The sequence below is a fragment of the Candidatus Tisiphia endosymbiont of Neophilaenus lineatus genome, from assembly GCF_964264975.1.
Classification (GTDB): domain Bacteria; phylum Pseudomonadota; class Alphaproteobacteria; order Rickettsiales; family Rickettsiaceae; genus Tisiphia.
Window position 1 is genome coordinate 1,145,751 of record NZ_OZ183649.1, and the last position, 25,033, is coordinate 1,170,783.

Genomic DNA, 25,033 nt, shown 5'->3' on the forward strand with positions numbered 1-25,033 from the left:
GAGAGCACATGCTTGCGGCACCGTCAAGTTAAGAGAAATGTAAATTAAGTATTGAGCAAATGTAGGGAATAATTTATAGATTATCAGTGACAATTGTTACCTAAATTTCAGTGCTATGTGTATTATTCAATCCCCAAAGAGACATCGTTTTCCAGTAATCATTATTAGCCATGCAGTATGGTTATATCATCGATTCAATAATAGTTACAGAGATGTACAAGAACAGATGGCCTATCGAGGTATTATTTTAAGTCATGAGACAGTAAGATTTTGGTGCAATAAATTTGCGGTTTATTTTCAAGATGTTATCAGAAAGCGAGAGAGGAAACCAACTGATAAATGGCATTTAGATGAGATGAATATTAAGATTCAAGTCGAGGTATTGATATTATGGAGAGCTGTTGACTCTGAGGGGCATGAATTAGAAGTATTACTGCAGAAGCGTCGTAACAAAAAATCAGCTATTCGTTTTTTATCAAAATTATTGGGTCATTATCCAGCTCCAAGAGTAATTGTTACTGATAAGCTCAGAAGTTACATTAAGCCGATTAAGCTTATGTGCCCTAAAACTGAGCATCGCACTCATAAAAGACTAAATAATCGTGTTGAGAATGCTCATCAACCAACTAGGCGCAACGAGAAGATATTAATTAAATTTAAGCATCCTAATTCAGCCCACTGTAAATTATCACTGATGGGAAAAGTCAGAAATATATTTGCCGTAAATGTTGGAAGATATAGTAAAACAGCAATTGAGCAAAGAATTGCATTTGCATCAGCTAAATCCATTTGGGACGAAGCCACTCAAAGACTTCTTGCTGCCTGAAATCTAAAAATATAGCTCTTTTTGATACTATTTTACTTAACTTGACGGTGCCGATTGGATAAATACACCGTGTTCATTATTGCAATTGGTATAAAATGACTATAATAATATTAACTATAATTCTAATCAGTCTAATTTTTGCTCCTCTTGGTTGTATAAGCTTATGGAAAAAATATATTTATTTTGGTGATGGTCTTTCGCACGCAAGTTTACTTGCTGGAAGTATTAGTATCCTTGTCCATTTGCCTGTTGTTTATTCAGGACTAGTTGTTGCCGTTATATTTGCTATCTTGGTGTTTACGTTAAAACATAGGTCAGGTGGTAGTAGCGTGGTAATGTTAATATCAAGTTTTATGTTATCTTTAGCCTTAGTAGTAGGTTATATGTACCCACTACAGATTAAGATCACTAACCTATTATTTGGCGATATTTTATCTGCCTATTTAAATGATATATTAACCTTATCAATTATACTTATATTCGTTATGTCTTTCGTTTGGTATTTCTATAGCCAGATTATTCTAATTGTCATTAATAGAGATATTGCACAAATTAAGGGGGTGAAAGTAAGAACGATTGAATTGGCATTTTTGTTACTGTTATCTTTATCAGTATTCTTGACTATTAAGATTGTTGGGGCATTACTCGTTACTAGTATTTTGCTCATTCCAGCCATGACTGCTAGGATGATTTCTAGTAATCCAGTACAAATGATTATCAATTCAGTTATCGTAGCTTTAATTGTAGACTTACTTGGCTTAGTAGTGTCATTATATCTTGACATACCAATTACCCCAATAATTACGGTAATAAACACCATAGTTTATAGTTTATTCTATATAATTTCACGGGCAAATAAAACAGGATTTTTTAGATTATAGTCAATTGATAAGAGTTTGGTGACGTCGTCTTCGATCGCTCGCCTATTATCTAGAGGCTTCGTTCCATCGTTCCTGCTATCCAATTCTCCTGAATTGACTATACCTCTCATTCTTGGCAAATAGAACAATAGAAACTAGTTCTGCCGGATTGTTTTATTTTCCTTATTATTCCCTCGCAGTTTAGACATTTTTGATTTTCTCGTGCATAAACCTGTACTTCTTGTTGGAAGTAACCAGGTTTACTATCACCGCTAACAAAATCTTTGAGAGTAGTACCTCCTGCTGATATTGCCTTTGTTAAAACATTTTTAATGGCTAATACCAAATTACTTATTTCCTTGTTTGATAAACTACTACCCAATCTGCTTGGGTGTATTTTAGCAATAAAAAGGCTTTCAGAAGCATATATATTACCAACACCGACAATAATCCGATTATCCATTAATAAATTTTTTATCGGAACAGAGCGATTCAATAATTTTGTTTTTAGATACTCATCAGACATATCATTTGACAAAGGTTCTACACCTAAATTTAGTAAAAATTTTTCTAGGGCAAGGTTTGTTAGCATACTATAAATCATCCCAAAACGTCGTGGATCATTAAAAACTAATTTCTCGCAAGTTGTCAAAGATATAACTACGTGATCATGCCTTTGTAGCCTATAATCACTAGGTTGTAGGGTCAGCCTACCAGTCATGCCAAGATGTACAATAATGGAATAATAATTATCCAAATCTATTAGCAAATATTTTGCCCTACGTCTTAAAGCTACAATTCTTGCTGACTCTACATTTGACTCTAACTGATCACTTAGTTTATAGCGTATATCATCTCGTCTCTTATCGAGTTTATTGATGGTAGCCCCTACTATTCGCTGTTCTAGACAACGTTTTAATGTTTCAACCTCAGGAAGTTCTGGCATTTTTACATTTTAACACTATTAATAATTCATTATATATCATAATATAACATATAAACAACTTAGCACTAAGTAGTAATATGAAAAATAATGATAACCAATCTGAGCAAGTAAATTTTGGCTTCTCAAAAGTGAGCTTTGATCAGAAAAGAGATTTAGTTAAAGATATCTTTTCTAGTGTTGCTAATAAATATGATGTAATGAATGACTTAATGAGTTTGGGAGTACATCATTTGTGGAAAGATGAATTTGTTAGGCAAATTCCCAATTTAAAATCAAATATATTGGATGTGGCAAGTGGCACAGGTGATATAGCTTTTAGAATAATAAAGCGAGCATCGGCAAAAAATATATTAGTGCAGTTGACAATGTGTGATATAAATCATGATATGCTGGAGGTAGCACGTCACAAAGCTATTGATAGTAATATATTACAGGGATTAGAGTATATCGTTGCTGATGCAGAAAACTTACCTTTTCCTGATAATAGTTTCGATTATTATACTATAGCATTTGGTATTAGGAATGTGGCAAAAATTGACAATGCCCTAAAAGAAGCATATCGAGTACTAAAACCTGGGGGGAAATTTTTATGTTTAGAATTTTCTAAAGTGGAATACGATTGTTTGAAGCAATTATACCAGTTTTATTCGTTTAATATTATTCCTAAGATTGGTAAAATTATAGCAAACAACGAATCAGCTTATCAATATTTGGTGGAAAGTATTAATGTATTCCCAGAGCAGGAGAGTTTTGCAATTATGCTAAAAGATGTCGGCTTTACTGATGTTAGTTATAAGAATCTTACTTTAGGTGTTGCTGCTATTCATAGTGCTTATAAATAATGGAGATGTTGCTAAAATATCAACGGAGATCAGAGAGTTATTGACCATCATCCATATATACTCGGTGAACTTCAAGAATTGGCGTTGTCGTGTCTAAAGATCTCCGCTGCTCACGTACTATAATGTACGCTCCGCTGCTCGACTTTGACACTCCTAGCTCTTCTTGAAGTTGACCTTCGTCTACCAACTCTTCATTTACGAGCAGTATATCCCATGCTAGTGAATTATTGGATATTGTTTTTATAGATAAAAAAATATTAGAAATTAATAATAATTACAATTTAAGAATGCTTGACTAATAATTTAGTATTAGTTTTATATAATAAAATAGTTAACCAAACCCTAATATGGCGAAATATAAATGAAATATAAAATGACCAATGATTTAGATAATGATGCTTCTAAGAGGAATTTCATTAAAAAAGAGTATGAAAAACTTGAGGGGAGGGTACGTAATGCTACTTCAAGGACGCAATTAGCTTTGATTATAGCTGATGCTGGTAGTTTAGCTTTAATGGCTAGTCAGCTAGGGATAGATATTGGAATACTGGAATTAATAGCAACTGCAGTAAGTAAAACTCTTGATTATGAAACAACTGAGCAAATCCAAGTTGTGGATTTCAATGAGGGCATAAGATTAGCAAAAGAACAAGAAAAAATTGATAGAGAGCATAAAGTTCAAGGCATTTATAAAGCTTTTGATTCTTTTTATGATGATTCTCTTAATAGACAAAGGAAAGATAATGAAAGTTTACACGAAATCTTTGAAGCTACAAAAGCAGGTCGGAAACTTACTGAGGAAGAAAAGCAGAAATTTAGTAAAATACCTGAACAAATAAAAGAAGAAAACGCTCGTAGTAAACACATGTGGCTAACTAAAAAGCTTGCTAAAATAGAACGAGAACATCACTCTAATGAAATAAAGAAAATTGAGGAATATGAGGAACAAGTTAAGCATTTATCAGAGAATCACCCGGAAAGGCACCGTCAAGTTAAGAGAAATGTAAATTAAGTATTGAGCAAATGTAGGGAATAATTTATAGATTATCAGTGACAATTGTTACCTAAATTTCAGTGCTATGTGTATTATTCAATCCCCAAAGAGACATCGTTTTCCAGTAAGCATTATTAGCCATGCAGTATGGTTATATCATCGATTCAATAATAGTTACAGAGATGTACAAGAACAAATGGCCTATCGAGGTATTATTTTAAGTCATGAGACAGTAAGATTTTGGTGCAATAAATTTGCGGTTTATTTTCAAGATGTTATCAGAAAGCGAGAGAGGAAACCAACTGATAAATGGCATTTAGATGAGATGAATATTAAGATTCAAGTCGAGGTATTTATATTATGGAGAGCTGTTGACTCTGAGGGGCATGAATTAGAAGTATTACTGCAGAAGCGTCGTAACAAAAAATCAGCTATTCGTTTTTTATCAAAATTATTGGGTCATTATCCAGCTCCAAGAGTAATTGTTACTGATAAGCTCAGAAGTTACATTAAGCCGATTAAGCTTATGTGCCCTAAAACTGAGCATCGCACTCATAAAAGACTAAATAATCGTGTTGAGAATGCTCATCAACCAACTAGGCGCAACGAGAAGATATTAATTAAATTTAAGCATCCTAATTCAGCCCACTGTAAATTATCACTGATGGGAAAAGTCAGAAATATATTTGCCGTAAATGTTGGAAGATATAGTAAAACAGCAATTGAGCAAAGAATTGCATTTGCATCAGCTAAATCCATTTTGGACGAAGCCACTCAAAGACTTCTTGCTGCCTGAAATCTAAAAATATAGCTCTTTTTGATACTATTTTACTTAACTTGACGGTGCCTCTATTAGCGAGGAGACCGTAGGCAATCTATAATTTCACCGAATTTGGGATAAGAATTTGTCAATTCTTATCCCAAATTCGCGTAAATCATAGCAACATCCTCAAATGATTTGGAAAATTGGATTTGAAAATGAGAAGTGGGCATGCTAGGCGTATACTCGGTGAACTTCAAGAATTAGCGTCGTCGTTATCAAAGATATGTGCTGCTCACGTACTAATGTACGCTCCGCTGCTCGACTCCTGACACTCCTAGCTCTTCTTGAAGTTGACCTTCGTCTACCCAACCCTTGAAATCATAGCAGTATACATAAGGTACATGAACACGCGAATCCTTGATATTTTCAAAAAACAATTCTTCCCAGCAGAAGAGTACACTCCCTATTAAAGAGAATCTATCCTAAAGTTTTCTGATAATCGACCTCTTCCTGGTCCAATTTAGCTGCAAGTTTACGCATCCTATTCATGTAAAAGCCTGTTCCTGCTGGCACTAATCTACCAACTATGACATTTTCTTTCAACCCACGCAATTTATCAATTTTCCCAGCTATAGCAGACTCCGTTAGAACTCTTGTTGTTTCTTGGAAAGAAGCAGCAGAAATAAATGATCTAGTTTGCAGCGATGCCTTAGTAATACCTTGTAGGATTGGTTGGGCTTCAGCCGGTCTTAAACCATTATCTATAGCTTTTTTATTAATTTCGGCAAATTCACGATAATCTATCTTCTCATCAACCATTAATGTCGTATCCCCAGAATGGGTTACTTCTACTTTTTGTAACATTTGACGAATTATTACCTCAATGTGCTTATCGTCAATTTTTACGCCCTGTAAACGGTAAACCGCTTGGATTTCTCCCACCATGTAGCTTGTAAGAGCTTCCACTCCCATTACCTTTAAAATATCCTGTAGAACTGGATTGCCATCAATTAACATATCGCCTTTTTTTACAAAATCACCTTCATTAACAACAATATGTTTGCCCTTTGGTACCATATACTCAATTGCTGTAGTGTTATCACTTGGCTGAATAACAATACGCCTTTTTGACTTATAGTCTTTGCCAAATTCAACTCTACCATCTACTTCTGCAATAACAGCATGATCTTTTGGACGTCTAGCCTCAACAAGTTCAGCTACTCGTGGAAGACCACCAGTAATATCTTTTGTTTTGGTTGACTCCCTTGGAATACGTGATAAAATATCACCTACTGACACCTTAGCACCATCTTCAACATTTAAAATAGCATTCACTGGCATGTAATATCTAGCCTCCAAACCATTGGATAGCATAATAGTTTCTCCATTCTCATCAACTAATTGAATACGAGGACGTAACTCTGCTCCGCGTGAATATTGTTTTGATTCAATTATAACTTTGCTAGAAATACCAGTTGCTTCATCAGTGATATCACGAATTGACACTCCTTCTACCATATCCTTGAATACAACCTTTCCAGATTTCTCGGTAATAATCGGAATAGTGTACGGATCCCTCTCTACTAATTTTTGTCCTTTTTTTACCTTATCTGAATCATCGGCTATTAATCTTGAACCATACGCTACTTTATGCCTTGCTTTCTCATTATTATTAGCATCCAATAATAATAACTCACATGAACGACCCATTACGATCTTACGTCCCTCAGAATCAACAACCACATTACGACCTAAAATCTTCACTTTTGCATCATGAGAGGCTTCTATTGAAGATATTTCAACACCTTTCGTTGCAGCTCCTCCAATATGGAAAGTTCTCATGGTCAGCTGAGTACCTGGCTCACCAATTGACTGGGCAGCAATCACTCCTATTGCTTCTCCAACTGATACTAAAGAACCAGTGGCTAGATCTCTACCATAACATCTTACACATATTCCATCAATAACCTCACATGTTAGAACAGATCTTACCATTACCACATCCAAACCAGAAGATTCGATTTCTTCTAATTTTGCTTCATTAATTAATTCACCGGCTGATAGTAATAATGCATTAGTAACTGGGTGATATACGTTAATCGCAACTGTTCTGCCTAAAATTTGCTCTGCGAGCGATACAATAACTTCACCACCATCGATAATACTTCTGACTTCTATGCCTTTTGTAGTTTGACAATCTTCATCAGTAATTATACAATCTTGAGCAACATCAACTAATCTACGGGTTAAATACCCAGAATTAGCTGTTTTCAACGCTGTATCTGCAAGACCTTTACGTGCACCATGTGTAGAATTAAAATATTCAAGGACAGTAAGACCTTCTCGGAAATTAGAAATAATCGGGGTTTCAATAATCTCACCTGATGGTTTAGCCATTAAACCACGCATACCAGCTAATTGCTTAATCTGTGCTGCTGATCCCCTTGCTCCCGAAGTAGCCATCATATATATCGAATTTACTTTCTGATGATTAGGCTTATTATTAACAGGTGTCATAGCAATTTCTTTCATCATGTCATTTGCTACTTTATCCGTACATTTAGACCAAGCATCAATCACTTTATTGTATTTTTCACCGTAAGTAATTAGACCATCAGAATATTGTTGTTCAAATTCTTTTACCTCAGTCAATGTTGAATTAATATGGCTATCTTTTGATTTTGGTACAACCATGTCGTCCATACCAAAAGAAATGCCTGAGGAACAAGCATATTTAAATCCAAGTTTCATTAGTTGATCAGCAAAGATCACTGTAGCCTTTTGTCCACAGTGGCGATATACCAAATCAATAACCGCAGATATATCCTTTTTAGTCATGGATTTATTTACAAACTTAAATCCAACATTATGATTACGTGGTAATAATTCTCCTATAATTAACCTACCAAAGCTAGTATCCACTATAGTTGATACAACCTCCCCTTCAATATTAAGCATATCGCAACGAAATTTTATCTTTGAGTGAATAGTTATTACCTTATTATACAAAGCATGTTCAATCTCCGACATACTAGCAAAACTCATCCCTTCACCAGGTTCATTATCAAAAACCATTGTTAAATAATAAAGACCTAGTACTATGTCCTTATCAGGGACGATAATCGGACGACCATTTGCCGGACTCAATATGTTGTTTGTTGACATCATAAGTACTCTTGCCTCAAGCTGAGCTTCAATTGAAAGAGGGATATGCACTGCCATCTGATCACCATCAAAATCAGCATTGAACGCAGCACAGACTAAAGGATGTAGCTGGATAGCTTTCCCTTCTATCAGTAAAGGTTCAAAAGCTTCGATACCTAAACGATGCAAAGTTGGTGCTCTATTCAACAACACTGGATGTTCACGTATAACTTCTTCTAAAACATCCCATACTTCTGATTTCTCAGCTTCAACCATTTTCTTAGCGGCTTTTATAGTGGTAGCAATTCCATATAATTCAAGCTTTGAATAAATAAATGGCTTGAATAATTCCAACGCCATCGTCTTTGGTAAACCACATTGGTGTAACTTAAGCTCTGGTCCCACAACGATAACAGAACGACCAGAATAATCCACTCGTTTACCAAGCAAATTCTGACGAAAACGACCTTGTTTACCTTTTAACATATCACTAAGTGACTTAAATGGACGTTTATTAGTATTTTTCACTACTTTACCACGACGACCATTATCAAATAATGCATCGACCGATTCTTGTAACATCCTTTTTTCATTTCTGATGATAATATCCGGTGCTTTGAGTTCAAGTAGTCTCTTTAATCTATTATTTCGATTAATAACCCTTCTATAAAGTTCGTTAAGATCAGAAGTTGCAAACCTTCCTCCATCAAGCATAACTAATGGTCTAATTTCAGGTGGGATAACTGGCAGAACAGTCATAATCATCCATTCTGGCTTATTCTCAGATTCAAGAAAATCTTCAACTAACTTAAGTCTTTTAACAATCTTCTTCTTTTTAACTTCTGAAGATGTATTTAATAAATCTTCTTGCAAACTCTTCTTTAATTCAGGTAAATCAAGTTCTGTAAGCATCTGCTGAATCACTTCAGCCCCAATAGAAGCAGTAAAACTATCTTCTCCGTACTCATCTTGTGCCTTTTGTAAACTGTCTTCTGATAAAAGGTCACCCTTTTGCAGAGCAGATAACCCAGGATCCACAACAACATAACTTTCAAAATATAGAACTTTTTCTAGATCCTTCATAGTCATATTTAGCAATGTACTAATCCTTGATGGTAAAGATTTCAAGAACCATATATGGGCAACTGGTGCTGCTAGCTCAATATGCCCCATTCTTTCTCTTCGGACTCTAGATGTAGTAACTTCAACACCACACTTCTCACAAGTGATACCACGATATTTCATACGTTTATATTTACCACAAAGACACTCATAGTCCTTCACGGGGCCAAAAATTCTAGCACAAAATAATCCTTCTTTCTCTGGCTTGAAAGTACGGTAATTTATTGTCTCAGGTTTCATTACCTCACCAAAAGACCATGAACGCACTTGATCAGGACTAGCAATATTAATTCTTATTTGATCAAATTGCTGAGTACTGCTTAATTGTCCGTAAAAATTTGTCATCCCTGTTGTCATAAAGATTCTTCCTTAAAAAATTTTTCAGATATAGTTTAGTAAAAAGCCTCTTGGACCTTCTGTAGCAATTGCAAAAAATATCTTTAATCTGTGGTAGTATCCTCAAGCTTTACATTTAAGCACAAGGACCTGAATTCTTTGATCATCACGTTAAACGACTCAGGAATACCCGATTCAAAATTGTTATTACCTCGGACAATAGATTCATAAATTTTAATTCTACCAACCACATCGTCCGATTTTACAGTTAACATTTCTTGTAACGTATAAGCAGCACCATAAGCCTGCAGTGCCCAACACTCCATCTCACCGAATCTTTGACCTCCAAAATGCGACTTACCACCTAATGGTTGCTGAGTTACCAAACTATAAGGACCGATAGAACGAGCATGGATTTTATCATCGGCCAAATGATGTAATTTTAGGAAATATTTATAGCCAACTGTAACGGCACGATCAAAATACTCTCCTGTTCTACCATCAATCAACCTAATTTGACCTGATGGGTCTTGATCTGCAAGGACTAGCATTTCTTTTACATTCTCAACCTTTGCACCGTCAAAAACTGGGGTTGAAAAATATACACCCTTATCGATATTATTACAAAACTCAATAATCTCTTGATTGGACATTTTCTTTATATTTTTTGTCGTTGAGTTATGCCCATATACCTCGGAAATAAAAGATTTAAGCTCTTCTACATCAATTTTTTTGTTATGAACTTGATCCAACATAGAAGATATTTTTTTACCAAGATTTACTGCCGCCCAACCAAGATGAGTCTCTAAAATCTGCCCAATATTCATACGTGAAGGTAAGCCAAGTGGGTTAAGAACGATATCAACTACTGTACCATCTTCTAAAAATGGCATATCTTCTTCTGGCATAATACGAGAGATAACACCCTTATTCCCGTGTCTTCCGGCCATTTTATCTCCAGGTTGTAACTTATGTTTAGTAGCAATGAATACTTTTACAACTTTAAGAGCACCTTGTGGTAAGTCATCACCACTTTGTAATTTCTCTACTTTGCTAGTAAAACACTTATTAAGCTTGTCTTGCTTTTCATCATAATGACGTTTAATTTGTTCAATTTCATTCATTACATTAGCATCTTCAACAATCAGTTGCCAAAATTGTCCTTTTGATAATGACTTAAGGGTTTGATCACTAATCAATTGACCGGATTTTACGGATTTAGGACCGCTAACAATTATTTGTCCTGTTAAAATCTTCTCTAAACGCATAAAAACAAAATGCTCTATGATTCGCAGTTCATCATCCCTATCTTTTGATAATTTTTCAATTTGTTGCTTTTCAATAGCTATAGCACGCTCATCCTTTTCTATTCCCCTACGAGAAAACACTCGTACTTCTACCACTGTACCAGTGATCCCAGTAGGAACACGTAAAGATGAATCCCGAACATCTGAAGCTTTTTCTCCAAAAATAGCTCTGAGTAATTTCTCTTCTGGAGTCATAGGTGACTCACTTTTAGGGGTAACCTTACCCACTAAGATATCACCTGGTTTTATTTCTGCACCAACATATACTATACCAACTTCGTCAAGATGGCGTAAACTTTCATCACTAACATTTGGAATATCGCGAGTAATTTCTTCGGGACCAAGTCTTGTATCTCTAGCAATTATTTCAAATTCTTCAATATGAATTGAGGTATAAATATCATCTTTTACAATACGTTCTGATATTAAAATCGAATCTTCAAAATTATAACCATTCCATGGTAAAAAAGCTACTAGCACATTTCTACCAAGAGCTATTTCACCATTATCTGTACTTGGTCCATCAGCAATTACTTCACCTTTTTTTACATAATCACCAACGTTAATCAACGGCTTTTGATTAATACAAGTATTATGGTTAGATCTTTGAAATTTTAATAAATTATAAATGTCCACACTAGGTGATCCATCTGTTTTCTGCTCCTTAGTCCTTACCACTATTCTAGTTGAATCAACTTGCTCTACTATTCCATCATGCAAGGCTACAACTGAAACCCCAGAATCTTGTGCAACAATTCCTTCAATACCAGTACCAACTAAAGGGGCATCACTTCTAATAAGCGGGACAGCCTGACGTTGCATGTTTGACCCCATCAAGGCTCTATTAGCATCGTCATTTTCTAAAAATGGAATAAGTGATGCAGCAACGGAAACAACCTGCATCGGGGTAACGTCAATGTAATCCACTTCTAGAGGAGTAACCATAACAAAATTACCACCCTCAGTTCGACAGTTAATTAATTCTTCTTGTAACAAACCTTTTTGATCGACAACTGCATTAGCTTGAGCAATTGTATATTTTCCTTCTTCAATAGCTGACAAATAAACAACTTCGTCAGTTACATGACCATCTACGACTTTTCGATAAGGTGTTTCAATGAAGCCATGCTTATTAACTCTAGCATAAGTAGCCATGGAATTAATCAAACCTATGTTCTGTCCTTCTGGTGTTTCAATTGGACAAATCCTCCCGTAATGAGTAGGGTGGACGTCCCTCACTTCAAACCCTGCTCTCTCCCTGCTAAGTCCACCAGGTCCTAAAGCTGATAATCTTCTTTTATGAGTTATTTCTGATAATGGATTAGTTTGATCCATAAATTGAGAAAGTTGTGAAGTACTAAAAAATTCTTTTACTACAGAAACCAAAACTTTTGAATTTACTAAATCATGAGGCATAACGGCATCAAGATCAACCACCGACATTCTTTCAAGTACTGATTTCTCTATACGAACAAGACCAATTCTGAACTGATTCTCAATTAGTTCACCAACTGACCTAACTCTTCTGTTACCAAGGTGATCAATATCATCTATCGAACCTTTACCATCTTTTAGCTCTACTAAAACTTTAAGAATATTTTTAATATCTTCAATAGTTAAAATAGCTGTAGATTCTGGTATATTAAGTTCCAATCTTGCATTCATTTTAATACGACCAACTTCTGAAAGATCATATCTTTCATGGTCAAAGAACAAGTTGTTAAATAATTTTTTAGCAGCTTCAATATTAGCTGGTTCTCCTGGTCTTAATACCCTAAATATGTCTATCAATGCTGATTCATAATTTTGATTTTTATCAGCAAATAAGGTGTTCCTTATGTAAGGACTTGATTGTGGATTTATAGCAAGTACATCGACAGACGGAATTTCAAGAGTCATAATAGAGTCCAGCATATCCATTGTGATCATTTCACCAATTTCGGCTAGTACCTCACCATTATCCGGATTAACAAGATCTTGTGCTAAATATTTGCCTACTAAATATTCACGTTCTACCAAAATATTTTGCACTCCATCTTTAGCAAATTTTTTAGCCAAACGAGGTGTAATCTTCTGACCAGATGCAAGTATGACATTGCCAGTATCCGCATCCACTAAGTCATTAACTAGCCTATGAGCAGTTATAGACTCAGGTATAAACTTTGTTGCCCAGCTTGCATTTTTGGTAAAACATGTTACCGTATCATAATAGAATTTTATAATTTCATTGGTAGACATTCCAATGGCTCTAAGAAGAGTAGTAGCATAAAGCTTTCTTTTCCTATCTATTCTAAAGTAAACAATATCTTTAGCATCAAATTCAAAATCTAGCCATGATCCTCTATAAGGTATAACTCTAGCAGAATATAGAAACTTCCCTGAAGAATGAATTTTCCCATCATCATGATAGAAAAATACGCCAGGTGACCTATGCATCTGTGATACCACCACTCTTTCTGTACCATTAATAATAAAAGTACCATTCTTTGTCATTAGGGGAATATCCCCCATATAAACTTCTTGTTCTTTAATACCTTTAATTTCTCTTGCTCCAGTATCTTCATCAATATCCCAAATACTTAATCGCAATGTAACTTTAAGAGGAGCAGCATAACTAAGACCTCTTTGAGTACATTCCTCAACATCATATTTAGGATTATCAAATTCATATTTAGCAAATTCTAAATATGCAATATTAGAGGGGTCGTGAATCGGAAAAATTGAACTTAATACTGATTGTAATCCTCTGTTTTCTCGCTCAGAATCTTTAATTCCTAATTGTAAAAAACCTTTTTCATAAGAATTTTTCTGAACCTCTATCAAATTTGGTATAGACGCTACCAAATTTATGTGACCAAAATTTTTTCTTACGCGTTTGCCAATTGATAAGGATTGCGTTGTCATATAATCTCCCGATTAATGCTTTTAATAATTTTTTATTTTGAAACCAAGTAAAAATCTACTTCAAACTTGGAATCTCACATATTACAATAGTCTCAATGTCATTCCCTTCAATGTCCCCCTACGAAAGTAGCAAGGTCTAGAAGGCTACTTTTTTAGATTCCACTACCTACGCTGAGATAATATAGAGTTTGCTTATCCGTGTATCATAGCTCGGATAGCATCAACCCTAATAAAGATAACATTAAATTTGCTACTAACTTGTTACATCAAATTCAGATTATTTAGTTCAAAATTAAACTTTAATTACCAATGTCTTTACCTTAACATAAACTAAATTGTTATACTTGAATGATCTGAAGAATGGGGACAACAAACAAAGGGTGAGCAAACGCAACGTAGTAAACCTTTGTTCGTACGCGAAATCCCCGCAAGTATTTGCGAAAACAATTCTTCAAAGCAGAAGAGTATAACTTAAATTGCTTTTTTAGTATTCTATATAAACTCCAAATAAAGATCAAAATCTAAAAAAGCTCGATTTAAAAAAATTACTTGAATGATTTAAAGAATTAAAGCATAAAACAAGAGGGGAGCATAGCATATGTACATTAGGAATAAAAACATGCGAATACTCTGTAATTTTGCGAAACCAATTCGTTAAATTATTCAAATATAATAGGAGTGTACTTAAATGATTTGAAGAATGGGGACAATAAACAAGGGCTAAGCGAACTAGGCGTACATCTAGTACATAAATACACAAATACCCGAAATTTTGCCACACCAATTCTTTAAAGTAGAAAAATATACTAAAATGTATAAATCTGTTTCTTATCTTCATCTGATTCAGAATTTTGGATAAATAAATACAAAGACCTATTAAAGCAAAAGAACTTTGTCTTAAAAGTTTTATAAGTTTTTGTACAAAATGTAATAGTTTATACGGGTATGATAACATATTTAGCAACATAACTCGTAAACCAAATAGAATATCACACAACAAGTTCATTTCCATTATTAACAATACAAACCTAGATTTAGTCCCAAAATGTTTCTACCAATCTATGTATATTCTAAATCTTGCAGTATACTCGAATGTGACTCCAAATTGGAGTTGAAAATGAGGGGCGAGTCAATGGAGCGTACATAAGGTACGTGAGTACACGAGTCCCTGATATTTTCAAAAAATACTTCGGAGTCACATTCGAGTATACATATATTTATTATTGTTTTGCTTTATAAAGAAAGGCTATCACAAAACTACTACATGGGTATAACTTAAGCAGCCTAAGTATACTCTTCTGCTTTGAAAAATTATTTTTTAAAATATCAGGGACTCGTGTACTCACGTACCTTATGTACGCTCCATTGACTCACCCCTCATTTTCAAATCCAATTCTCCAAATCATTCGAGTATATCGTCCCTGTGACGGTTAATGTCATTCCTGCCTACACGGGAATGACATCTTTTTTGTTAAAATACTGCTCAACAATAACAACCCTGTGCTTAAGTTAATACCCATAAATGGGGATTCTCATACTTACAAATGTACGCTTAATCTTTTACCCCTTTGTTCCTATTCTTTAATCACTATACTCTATAATTAACTTAGAAAGTTATCCTAACAACCTTCACAGAGCCTAATTAATATGAACTTACACAAACAAGTTTTTAATACACCCCCAAAATAAACTTTAGGTTTTCCTGCCCGATGGTATACTCAATTACTTTAATTCAATTTTTGCTCCAGCTGCTTCTAATTTTACTTTAAAACTTTCAGCATCTTCTTTATTTACACCGGATTTAATAGTTTTTGGGACAGCATCTACTAACTCTTTAGCCTCTTTTAAGCCAAGACCAGTAAGTTCTCTAGTTATCTTAATTACTTCTATTTTTTTATCACCACTACTGACTAAAACAACTTCAAACGCTGTCTTTTCAGCTACTGCTTCTGATTCTACATGACCCGCCACCTGTGCTACAGGAGCTGCAGCTGTTACACCCCATTTTTCTTCTAGCATTTTTGCAAGCTCTGCTGCTTGCATTACTGTAAGTGTTGACAATTGATCTACGATTTTTACTAGGTCTGTCATAATTTTCTTCCTTTTAAAATTTTTTTATTAAATTATTCTTTATTTGCATAAGCTTGCAAAACTCTAGCAAGCTTGGCTGCAGGAGCTTGCACCACACCAGCAATTTTAGTTGCAGGAGCTTGTACCATACCAATAATTTTGCCTCTAAGCTCATTTAATGAAGGCAATTTTGCAAGTTGCTGTACAAAATTCGCATCTAATACTTGATTATTTACTAAACCACCAACTATTTTCAAACATTCATTAGTTTTAGCAAATTCTACAACAACTTTCGCAGCTTCAACAGGGTCTTCAGAATATGCAAAGGCTGTCGGACCAACAAGCAAATGTACAATATCACCAATACCAGCCTTATTTGCTGCTATTTTTGACAAAGTATTTTTAACTACTTTGAACCCCGCATTTTTTGCTTTAAGAGACCTACGTAGTAGAGTTACTTGACTAACAGTAAGCCCATGATAATGAGTAATTATCACGGAATTTGACCGTTTATACACCTCTTCAAGTTCTACGACAAATTCATGTTTCTCTGATCTTAACACCTTAACTCTCCTTGTCGTATTTTACGATATACTTGCTAAATCTATTTTTACTGATGGACTCATAGTAGAAGATAGATATATTGCTTTTAAATAATTTCCTTTAGCACCAGAAGGCTTTGCTTGAACTACAGCAGATATTAAAGTTGATGCATTATATAGCAAATCTTGTTTGGAAAATGATAATTTACCAATTCCAGCATGAATAATACCTGCCTTTTCAACCCTATACTCTACTTGACCACTTTTGGCATTTTTAATTGCCGTTACGATATCGGTAGTTACAGTCCCCAGTTTTGGATTTGGCATTAAGCCCTTTGGTCCCAAAATTCTTGCCACTGCACCTATTGCTGGCATCATATTTGGTGTTGTAATACAAACGTCAAAATTAATTTTTCCTGCTTTAATATCATCGATAATTTCTGTAGAACCAGCAATATCTGCTCCAGCCGCTTTAGCTCCTTCTATCTGCTCATCCTTACAAATCACTGCAACTCTACTAACTTTACCGGTACCAGCGGGTAGTGCCACAACACCACGCACCATTTGACCCGAGTGCTTAGGATCTACCCCTAATTTCATCACCATTTCCAAAGTAGAGTCAAATTTAGTATAAGACACAGCTTTGAGTAGCTCTATTCCTTCTGCTAAAGTGCGGTTGCCAACTAGAGCTACTTTTTTTCTTGCTTCTCTAATCTTTTTGCCACCAACTAATTTTTTATCAACTAACATACATTAATCTCCTACCACTTCAAGACCAATAGATTCAGCAGTACCACGAATAATTTTAGCGGCAGCTATTAAATTATCAGTATTAAGATCTACCATTTTAATTTTTGCAATTTCAATGCACTCTGACATGGTAACCTTACCAACAAATGCTTCTTTTTTAGTAGCACTGGAACCTTTAGGAATTTTAGCAAATTGTTTTAAGTAATACGATGCTGGAGAAGTCTTAGTGACAAAAGTAAAACTATTATCTTCATAAGCAGTAATCACGACTGGGATAGGAGTCCCTGGTTCAATAGCTATCGTCGCAGCGTTAAACGCCTTACAAAACTCCATAATATTAAGTTTCTTCTGACCAAGTGCAGGACCAATAGGTGGGGATGGATTAGCCTTACCTGCTGGCACAGTTAACTTAATATAAGAGGTTATTTTTTTTGCCATTATAATCTTATCCTTACTTATTTAATTAATAGCTTTATTCACGTGAGCCTTGTCAATACACTCTCGTTCCTAGCTAAAAGCATTGCCCGCATGAATCACTAGTATGTCATTCCCGCTTCGGTAAGGAATCCATAATATCTAATAGCCTTTGCAGGCTATTTTTTGGATTCCCGCTTTTAGCTAGGAATGATATCGTTTTTGACCTTGTAAGTACCATACTAACGTTACCGTTTTTGATCCACGCTAGCAAAGCATTCCCACGTAGGCAAGAATCTAAAAAAGCAGCCTAAAAGACTATTAGACCCCAGCTTACGTTAGGATTACATCACACGGTAATATTATATCGAATTCAGCTTAACCTCAGTTCGATAACAAATTAATACTAGGCTTAGTATCATCCTTATTAGTGCTAATGTCACCCCGCGTAGGCAGAGGTCTAAAAAAGTCTAAACAACCTATAAGGCTCTTTTTAGATACCAGCTTACGCTGGGATGACATAGAGTTTGCTTAAGTTGACACTCATGCACCTTTAGCTAGGATGCTAGAGACAATAAACTGCATACTCTTCTGCTCCTACAAATTGTTTTTTGAAAAAATCATGGATTCGCATGCGTAACTATACTAGATGTACGCTACACCTGCTCACCATTCATTTTCAAATCCAATTCGTAGGATCATTTGAGTACACACCCTACCCTAAACAAACCCTAATTATTTTTCTTAACCTGCGTAAAATTTAGTTCTATAGGAGTTGCTTTACCAAAAATAGATATAGACACACGCAATCTATTTTTGTCATAATCAATTTCTTCTATAACCCCTGTAAAAGTCTCAAACGGACCGTCAGTAACAATTACTGCCTCACCAATTTCATATAATTTCGAAACCCTAGCATCTTTGGTTTCAGCTTCCAGTTTACTAAAAATATTTTGTATTTCTTTTTCGCTAAGGGCTTGTGGTGTACTTTTACCACCTAAAAAACCTGTAACCTTAGTTACACTTTTTACCAAATGCCAAGAATCATCTGTCATATTCATTTTAATCAGAATATAACCAGGCATAAATTTCTTTTCTGTCTTAACATTCTTACCACGTTTAACTTCAGGTACTTCAATAACCGGAACAACGATATCCTCAAAAAACTCCGACATACCCTGTTTAGCAATTTGATCGAGAATCATTTGCTTTACACGCTTTTCTGAGCCTGATAATGTATGAATAACGTACCACTGCACCACAATTTTGCCCTAAACCTATTCTTTACTTCCCAATATTAAGTAAAACTTGCATTATGCTATGTATACCGTAGTCTAACACCAAACAAATTATACTAAAAATAAATACAGCCACCACTACTATAAGAGTTGAAGTTATCAACTCTTTCTTACCAAGCCAAACAATTTTATAAACTTCTTGCTTTACTTGCTCGTAAAATTTGTAGACTCTATTTTCCTTTAACATATTATACGAACTCATTATAGTTGGCAGGAGCGACAGGAATCGAACCCGCAACCTTCGGTTTTGGAGACCGACGCTCTACCAATTGAGCTACACTCCTATCATATTTTTATCAAAAAGTCAAGTGTTTTAATTTCAATAAAATTCTTACTTATTCGAATGATGCCATTAGCCAAGGCAATTTAAAAGTCACTTCTCATTTTTGATGTCATATATAATATCATATTATACATGATACACTAATTGATAACTGATTTTCGGCTTATCTCATGACCACTGGTCATCTATATAGTATCCTTCCTCACCTGCAAAGTCCATTTTTCCTCATCTCCTTATTATTCACAAAAAATAACATTATAGCATATTATTATGTAATACACTAATAGCTATCTTAATAATTTTTTTTATTTCTTAGCTTTAATAGTTTCGGCCACCTGTAATGGTACTTGCTCATAATGAGAAAAAACCATACTATATTGAGATCTACCTTGTGACAAAGATCTCAAAGTACTAACATACCCAAACATCTCGGCCAATGGCACATTTGCAGTTATAACTTGTGCATTACCTCTTGGAGCCATACTTTGCATTTGCCCTCTACGACTGTTTAGATCACCAATAATATCCCCCATATACTCATTAGGAGTAATTACTTCAACTTTCATAATTGGTTCAAGTAATTTTGGATTACCTTTTGGCATACCTTCTCTAAAAGCAGCTTTTGCAGCAATCTCAAATGCAAGTACACTTGAATCTACATCGTGAAACGCTCCATCTATCAAGGTTGCTTTAAAATCAATCATTGGATAGCCGGCAACTACACCTGTATCTTTTATATTATTTAGACCCTTTTCAACACCAGGAATAAATTCTTTGGGTATAGATCCTCCAACAATTTTGCTTTCAAAAGCAAATCCTGTTCCAGCTTCTTGAGGTTCAAATATTATTTTAACCCGTGCAAATTGCCCAGCTCCACCAGATTGCTTTTTATGAGTATAATCAATTTCACAAGGCTTGGTAATTGTTTCTCGATAAGCTACTTGTGGTGCTCCAATGTTAGCCTCAACTTTAAACTCACGTTTCATACGATCAACCATAATCTCTAGATGCAGTTCACCCATACCTTTAATAACAGTTTGACCGCTTTCCTGATCAGTTGATACTCTAAAAGATGGATCTTCAGCAGCTAACCTAGACAATGCCATTCCCATTTTTTCTTGATCAGCAGTTGATTTTAGCTCTACAGCTAATTCAATAACCGGTTCAGGAAATTCCATTCTCTCCAAAATAACCTGCTTATCCGGATCACACAAAGTATCACCAGTAGTGGTATTTTTAAGACCAGCTAGGGCAACAATATCTCCTGCAAAAGCTTCTTTAATATCTTCTCTTTCATTAGCATGCATCAGAAGCATCCTACCTACTCGTTCTTTTTGGTCTTTTACCGTATTAATGACAGTAGCACCTGAACTAATCTTACCAGAGTAAATCCTGATAAATGTAAGAGATCCCACAAATGGATCGGTCATTACCTTAAAAGCTAAAGCAGAGAAAGGTTCAGATGCTGATATTTTAAAATCTTGTTCTTCTCCAAAATTAATATCTATTCCCTTGACTATTCCAATATCGATTGGTGAAGGTAAGTAGTCAACAACCGCATCTAGCAAAGGTTGTACACCTTTATTTTTAAAGGCACTACCACATAACACAGGAAAAAAGACTCGGTCAATCGTTCCTTTCCTTATTACTACTTGAATTTCTTCCTCAGTAAATTCTTCACCTGATAAATATTTCTCCATCAAATGATCATCAGCCTCAGCAACCATTTCAATTAGCAAAGCACGATATTCTTCAGCCTTTTCTAACATATCAGCAGGGATTTCTTGGTACGAATATTCAGCTCCAAGAGATTCATCCTTCCAAATTATTGCCTGCATCTTGATTAAATCAATAACTCCTTTGAAATTCTCTTCAATACCAACTGGCAACTGAATTACTAGAGGTTTTGCACCAAGACGCTCTTTAATCATTTCTACACATTTGTAGAAATTAGCACCCATTCTGTCCATTTTATTGACAAAGCACATTCTAGGTACTTTATATTTATCAGCTTGTCTCCAAACTATTTCTGACTGAGGTTCAACACCGGCCACACCATCAAATACCGCCACCGCTCCATCTAAAACACGTAAAGACCTTTCTACTTCTATAGTAAAATCTACGTGACCTGGAGTATCAATAATGTTAATCCTTATATTTTTCCAGTAACAGGTAGTAGCAGCAGAAGTAATGGTGATACCACGTTCCTGCTCTTGTGCCATCCAATCCATAGTGGCACCACCTTCATGAACTTCACCAATTTTATGTGATTTTCCTGTATAAAAGAGAATACGCTCGGTTGTAGTAGTTTTACCAGCGTCAATATGAGCACAAATACCTATATTACGAGTATTAGCAAGAGAAAATTCTGTAATCGCCATATGATTTAATTACCTTGGTTGCGATTTTTTGGGACTAAAATGAGCGAAAGCTTTGTTAGCTTCAGCCATTTTATGAGTGTCCTCTCTTTTTTTAATAGCAACCCCTCTATTATTTGATGCTTCAAATAATTCCTCCGCCAACTGATCAATCATCATTTTTTCAGAACGCTTATTTGCTGCATTGATAATCCAACGTGACGCAAGTGCATACCCTCTTCTTTCATCAACAGGGGAAGGGACCTGATAATTTGCACCTCCCACACGCACTGAGGTAACCTCAAGATATGGCTTTACATTATTCATAGCATTATTGAAAGTTTCATAAGGATCTACCCTATGTTTTTTTTCTATTTTACTAAAAGCAGAATATACTATCTTTTCGGCTAGAGCTTTTTTCCCTTCCTTCATGATATTATTAATAAACCTAGCAAGCAGAGGACTATTATATTTCATATCAGGCAAGATAACCCTTTTCTCTGCGGCATGACGACGTGACATCTTATCTCTCTATTTCAAATTATTTTTTTACAGCTTGCTTCGCTGATGTACCATAACGTGAGCGTCCTTGCTTACGATTTTTTACACCCTGAGTATCATAAGCACCACGTACTATATGGTACTTAACACCTGGAAGATCAGGAACCCTTCCGCCTCTTACCAACACCGTAGAGTGTTCTTGTAAATTATGCCCTTCACCAGGTATGTAAGCATTCACGTACTGCCCATTACTTAAGCGAACACGTGCCATTTTACGAAGAGCAGAATTAGGTTTCTTAGGAGTAACAGTTTTCACTATTACACAAACACCTTTCAAAAATGGATTAGATTCCAAAGCTGGGGATTTTGTCCTACGAATCTTCGACTGTCTTCCAAAACGTACTAACTGATTGTTTGTTGGCATTCAATACTCCAAATTTTTCCTTTTGATATTTATCTATCACCCTTAAAGCTATAGGGAAAACTATATACTATACCACTTTCACTATTAAGCAGCAACAAGTGGAACTATAGCTATTTTTTTTATAAAAGCAACGAGTTTTTAACAACATTGATTAGATTATACCAATTGCAATAATGAACACGGTGTATTTATCCATAGATAATCTCTATACATAATTGATTTTACTAAATCTACATTATGAGCAAGTTGATTCCAAGCGTAACAAGCCATAGTAACGATATCTTCATATACACCATAACATTGGTTAGACAAGAAATGATTTTTAATCCATTCCCAAACTTGTTCCATTGCATTAAGTTCCGGTGCATAGGGCGGAAGCGGTATCAAAGTGATATTGCTTGGCACAGTTAGTTTTTTGGCTGTGTGCCAACCTGCATTATCCGTTAGTAAAGCTATATGTCGGTTGCCTTGAATACTGCGAGAAAGCTCTTCTAAGAATTTATTCATTGCCTGTGTGTTTGCATATAGTAAAATTAATGCACAAGCTTCTCCTGTCTCATGGCAAGCAGCTCCGTAAATATATGTTGAAATAAATTGCTGTTGCCGAACTTTACGGGGTCTAGTGCCACGCTTAGCCCATATACGAGTTAAGCTACCTTGTTGCCCAACTCTAGTTTCATCCTGAGACCATATATCAACTTTACATCTATCGATATTTTTTGCTAATAATTTTGTTAACATGTCTGGAAAGTTTTTTTATATCTATTTTGAGTCTCTTGATTTGACTTTGGATGCATTGAACGAGAAGTAATCCAGCTAAAACCAAGGCGGTGCATAGTATTGTAGACGGCACCGTCAAGTTAAGTAAAATAGTATCAAAAAGAGCTATATTTTTAGATTTCAGGCAGCAAGAAGTCTTTGAGTGGCTTCGTCCCAAATGGATTTAGCTGATGCAAATGCAATTCTTTGCTCAATTGCTGTTTTACTATATCTTCCAACATTTACGGCAAATATATTTCTGACTTTTCCCATCAGTGATAATTTACAGTGGGCTGAATTAGGATGCTTAAATTTAATTAATATCTTCTCGTTGCGCCTAGTTGGTTGATGAGCATTCTCAACACGATTATTTAGTCTTTTATGAGTGCGATGCTCAGTTTTAGGGCACATAAGCTTAATCGGCTTAATGTAACTTCTGAGCTTATCAGTAACAATTACTCTTGGAGCTGGATCATGACCCAATAATTTTGATAAAAAACGAATAGCTGATTTTTTGTTACGACGCTTCTGCAGTAATACTTCTAATTCATGCCCCTCAGAGTCAACAGCTCTCCATAATATAAATACCTCGCCTTTAATCTTAATATTCATCTCATCTAAATGCCATTTATCAGTTGGTTTCCTCTCTCGCTTTCTGATAACATCTTGAAAATAAACCGCAAATTTATTGCACCAAAATCTTACTGTCTCATGACTTAAAATAATACCTCGATAGGCCATTTGTTCTTGTACATCTCTGTAACTATTATTGAATCGATGATATAACCATACTGCATGGCTAATAATGCTTACTGGAAAACGATGTCTCTTTGGGGATTGAATAATACACATAGCACTGAAATTTAGGTAACAATTGTCACTGATAATCTATAAATTATTCCCTACATTTGCTCAATACTTAATTTACATTTCTCTTAACTTGACGGTGCCATCCAATATAATCATTTTTATGGGTTGTTTCGTCGCCACTAAAGTGACTCCTCGCTAATCGACTTAACTATGGATAAATGTTATAACTGCTCCACATCGTTAGGAGTAGAGGTTTCTTGTTGATCAGAACTTTCAAGGAGGTCAATAGTATCTTGCTTATTGTTCCTTGAGTAATCTTGTGCTTCAGATTCTGACCTTGCAACAATTACCGTTATATTTGTACTAAGCTCAGCGTGTAACCTAACCTCTACCACGAATACACCTGTTGATTTTATCGGGTTCTCAAGAATTATACTTAAATGTGATATTAAGTGCAAAGAAGCCTTAGACAAACTTTCAGCAATTTCTTTATTATTCACTGAACCAAACAACCGACCATCATCAGCAGACTGCTTAATAAATATTAATTCCTTACCACTTATAACATTATTAATAGCTTCTGCCTCAGATCTTATTTTTAGCTCTTTCATTTCAAGATCATGTTTTTGGGCTTCTATGAACTGTTTATTAGGTTCTGTTGCCCTAATTGCTAATTTTTTGGGGATAAGATAATTACGAGCAAACCCCTTTTTTACCTTAAGAATCTCTGCAATCTTTCCAAGTCTTCTTACAGGTTTAACCAAAATAACTTCCATCTTAT

At 35.1% G+C, this 25,033-nt stretch carries 21 protein-coding genes and 1 tRNA gene; 5 read left to right on the forward strand and 17 right to left on the reverse strand.

Going from position 1 to position 25,033, the window contains the following annotated elements; genetic code table 11:
* Positions 1–115: 115 nt before the first annotated feature.
* Both ACFE3K_RS06645 and ACFE3K_RS06650 read left to right on the forward strand, forming a co-directional pair.
* Entirely contained in the window at positions 116–826 is a 711-nt protein-coding gene (locus ACFE3K_RS06645; RefSeq protein WP_375358336.1) for an IS6 family transposase, read from the forward strand.
* A 95-nt stretch (positions 827–921) separates the two neighbouring features.
* Positions 922–1,707, forward strand: coding sequence for a metal ABC transporter permease (locus ACFE3K_RS06650; protein ID WP_375358728.1), 786 nt, complete (start codon positions 922–924; stop codon positions 1,705–1,707).
* A gap of 106 nt (positions 1,708–1,813) precedes the next feature.
* Here the strand turns inward: ACFE3K_RS06650 and mutM are convergent, their stop codons facing one another.
* Positions 1,814–2,632 carry a bifunctional DNA-formamidopyrimidine glycosylase/DNA-(apurinic or apyrimidinic site) lyase gene (gene mutM / locus ACFE3K_RS06655; RefSeq protein WP_375358729.1) on the reverse strand — a complete coding sequence of 273 codons (819 nt, stop codon included), beginning with the start codon at positions 2,630–2,632 and terminating at the stop codon, positions 1,814–1,816.
* Positions 2,633–2,709: 77 nt separating this feature from the next.
* On the opposite strand from mutM, the gene ubiE reads away from it, so the two are divergent.
* From ubiE to ACFE3K_RS06670, 3 genes are all read left to right on the forward strand, one after another.
* Entirely contained in the window at positions 2,710–3,474 is a 765-nt protein-coding gene (ubiE, locus tag ACFE3K_RS06660; protein ID WP_375358730.1) for a bifunctional demethylmenaquinone methyltransferase/2-methoxy-6-polyprenyl-1,4-benzoquinol methylase UbiE, read from the forward strand.
* Positions 3,475–3,835: 361 nt separating this feature from the next.
* Entirely contained in the window at positions 3,836–4,486 is a 651-nt protein-coding gene (locus tag ACFE3K_RS06665; RefSeq protein ID WP_375358731.1) for a hypothetical protein, read from the forward strand.
* A gap of 67 nt (positions 4,487–4,553) precedes the next feature.
* Positions 4,554–5,264, forward strand: coding sequence for an IS6 family transposase (locus ACFE3K_RS06670; protein WP_375358526.1), 711 nt, complete (start codon positions 4,554–4,556; stop codon positions 5,262–5,264).
* 444 nt (positions 5,265–5,708) lie between these two features.
* On the opposite strand, the gene rpoC is transcribed toward ACFE3K_RS06670, so the two are convergent.
* The 16 genes from rpoC to rplI all read right to left on the reverse strand — a co-directional run bounded on the left by rpoC (position 5,709) and on the right by rplI (position 25,028).
* On the reverse strand, positions 5,709–9,854 hold the full coding sequence (rpoC, locus tag ACFE3K_RS06675; protein ID WP_375358732.1) for a DNA-directed RNA polymerase subunit beta': 4,146 nt from the start codon (positions 9,852–9,854) through the stop codon (positions 5,709–5,711).
* Positions 9,855–9,937: 83 nt separating this feature from the next.
* Positions 9,938–14,044 (reverse strand): DNA-directed RNA polymerase subunit beta, encoded by a 4,107-nt coding sequence (rpoB, locus tag ACFE3K_RS06680; protein ID WP_375358733.1) that lies wholly within the window; start codon positions 14,042–14,044, stop codon positions 9,938–9,940.
* Between the two features lie 1,722 nt (positions 14,045–15,766).
* Positions 15,767–16,135, reverse strand: coding sequence for a 50S ribosomal protein L7/L12 (gene rplL / locus ACFE3K_RS06685; RefSeq protein WP_375358734.1), 369 nt, complete (start codon positions 16,133–16,135; stop codon positions 15,767–15,769).
* Positions 16,136–16,167: 32 nt separating this feature from the next.
* Positions 16,168–16,677 carry a 50S ribosomal protein L10 gene (gene rplJ / locus ACFE3K_RS06690; protein ID WP_375358735.1) on the reverse strand — a complete coding sequence of 170 codons (510 nt, stop codon included), beginning with the start codon at positions 16,675–16,677 and terminating at the stop codon, positions 16,168–16,170.
* A gap of 21 nt (positions 16,678–16,698) precedes the next feature.
* Positions 16,699–17,406: a 50S ribosomal protein L1 gene (gene rplA, locus ACFE3K_RS06695; RefSeq protein ID WP_375358736.1), complete on the reverse strand. Its 708-nt coding sequence runs from the start codon at positions 17,404–17,406 to the stop codon at positions 16,699–16,701.
* A 3-nt stretch (positions 17,407–17,409) separates the two neighbouring features.
* Complete coding sequence (gene rplK, locus ACFE3K_RS06700; RefSeq protein WP_375358737.1) at positions 17,410–17,844, reverse strand: 50S ribosomal protein L11; 435 nt, start codon at positions 17,842–17,844, stop codon at positions 17,410–17,412.
* 707 nt (positions 17,845–18,551) lie between these two features.
* Positions 18,552–19,085, reverse strand: coding sequence for a transcription termination/antitermination protein NusG (gene nusG, locus ACFE3K_RS06705; RefSeq protein ID WP_341748452.1), 534 nt, complete (start codon positions 19,083–19,085; stop codon positions 18,552–18,554).
* A 19-nt stretch (positions 19,086–19,104) separates the two neighbouring features.
* Positions 19,105–19,305 (reverse strand): preprotein translocase subunit SecE, encoded by a 201-nt coding sequence (secE, locus tag ACFE3K_RS06710; RefSeq protein WP_341748453.1) that lies wholly within the window; start codon positions 19,303–19,305, stop codon positions 19,105–19,107.
* Positions 19,306–19,326: 21 nt separating this feature from the next.
* Positions 19,327–19,402 (reverse strand) — tRNA-Trp (locus ACFE3K_RS06715).
* A 304-nt stretch (positions 19,403–19,706) separates the two neighbouring features.
* On the reverse strand, positions 19,707–21,782 hold the full coding sequence (fusA, locus tag ACFE3K_RS06720; protein ID WP_375358738.1) for an elongation factor G: 2,076 nt from the start codon (positions 21,780–21,782) through the stop codon (positions 19,707–19,709).
* 9 nt (positions 21,783–21,791) lie between these two features.
* Positions 21,792–22,280 carry a 30S ribosomal protein S7 gene (rpsG, locus tag ACFE3K_RS06725; RefSeq protein ID WP_375358739.1) on the reverse strand — a complete coding sequence of 163 codons (489 nt, stop codon included), beginning with the start codon at positions 22,278–22,280 and terminating at the stop codon, positions 21,792–21,794.
* Positions 22,281–22,299: 19 nt separating this feature from the next.
* Positions 22,300–22,683 carry a 30S ribosomal protein S12 gene (rpsL, locus tag ACFE3K_RS06730; RefSeq protein WP_341747241.1) on the reverse strand — a complete coding sequence of 128 codons (384 nt, stop codon included), beginning with the start codon at positions 22,681–22,683 and terminating at the stop codon, positions 22,300–22,302.
* Between the two features lie 156 nt (positions 22,684–22,839).
* Positions 22,840–23,424 carry an IS630 family transposase gene (locus tag ACFE3K_RS06735; RefSeq protein ID WP_375358740.1) on the reverse strand — a complete coding sequence of 195 codons (585 nt, stop codon included), beginning with the start codon at positions 23,422–23,424 and terminating at the stop codon, positions 22,840–22,842.
* A complete protein-coding gene (locus ACFE3K_RS06740; RefSeq protein ID WP_375358741.1) occupies positions 23,418–23,519 on the reverse strand; it encodes a hypothetical protein in 102 nt (33 codons plus the stop codon). The genes ACFE3K_RS06735 and ACFE3K_RS06740 overlap by 7 nt, the downstream gene beginning before the upstream one ends.
* Positions 23,520–23,583: 64 nt before the next feature.
* Positions 23,584–24,294, reverse strand: a complete 711-nt coding sequence (locus ACFE3K_RS06745; RefSeq protein ID WP_375358742.1) for an IS6 family transposase — start codon at positions 24,292–24,294, stop codon at positions 23,584–23,586.
* 179 nt (positions 24,295–24,473) lie between these two features.
* Positions 24,474–25,028, reverse strand: coding sequence for a 50S ribosomal protein L9 (rplI, locus tag ACFE3K_RS06750; protein ID WP_375358743.1), 555 nt, complete (start codon positions 25,026–25,028; stop codon positions 24,474–24,476).
* Positions 25,029–25,033 lie beyond the last annotated feature (5 nt).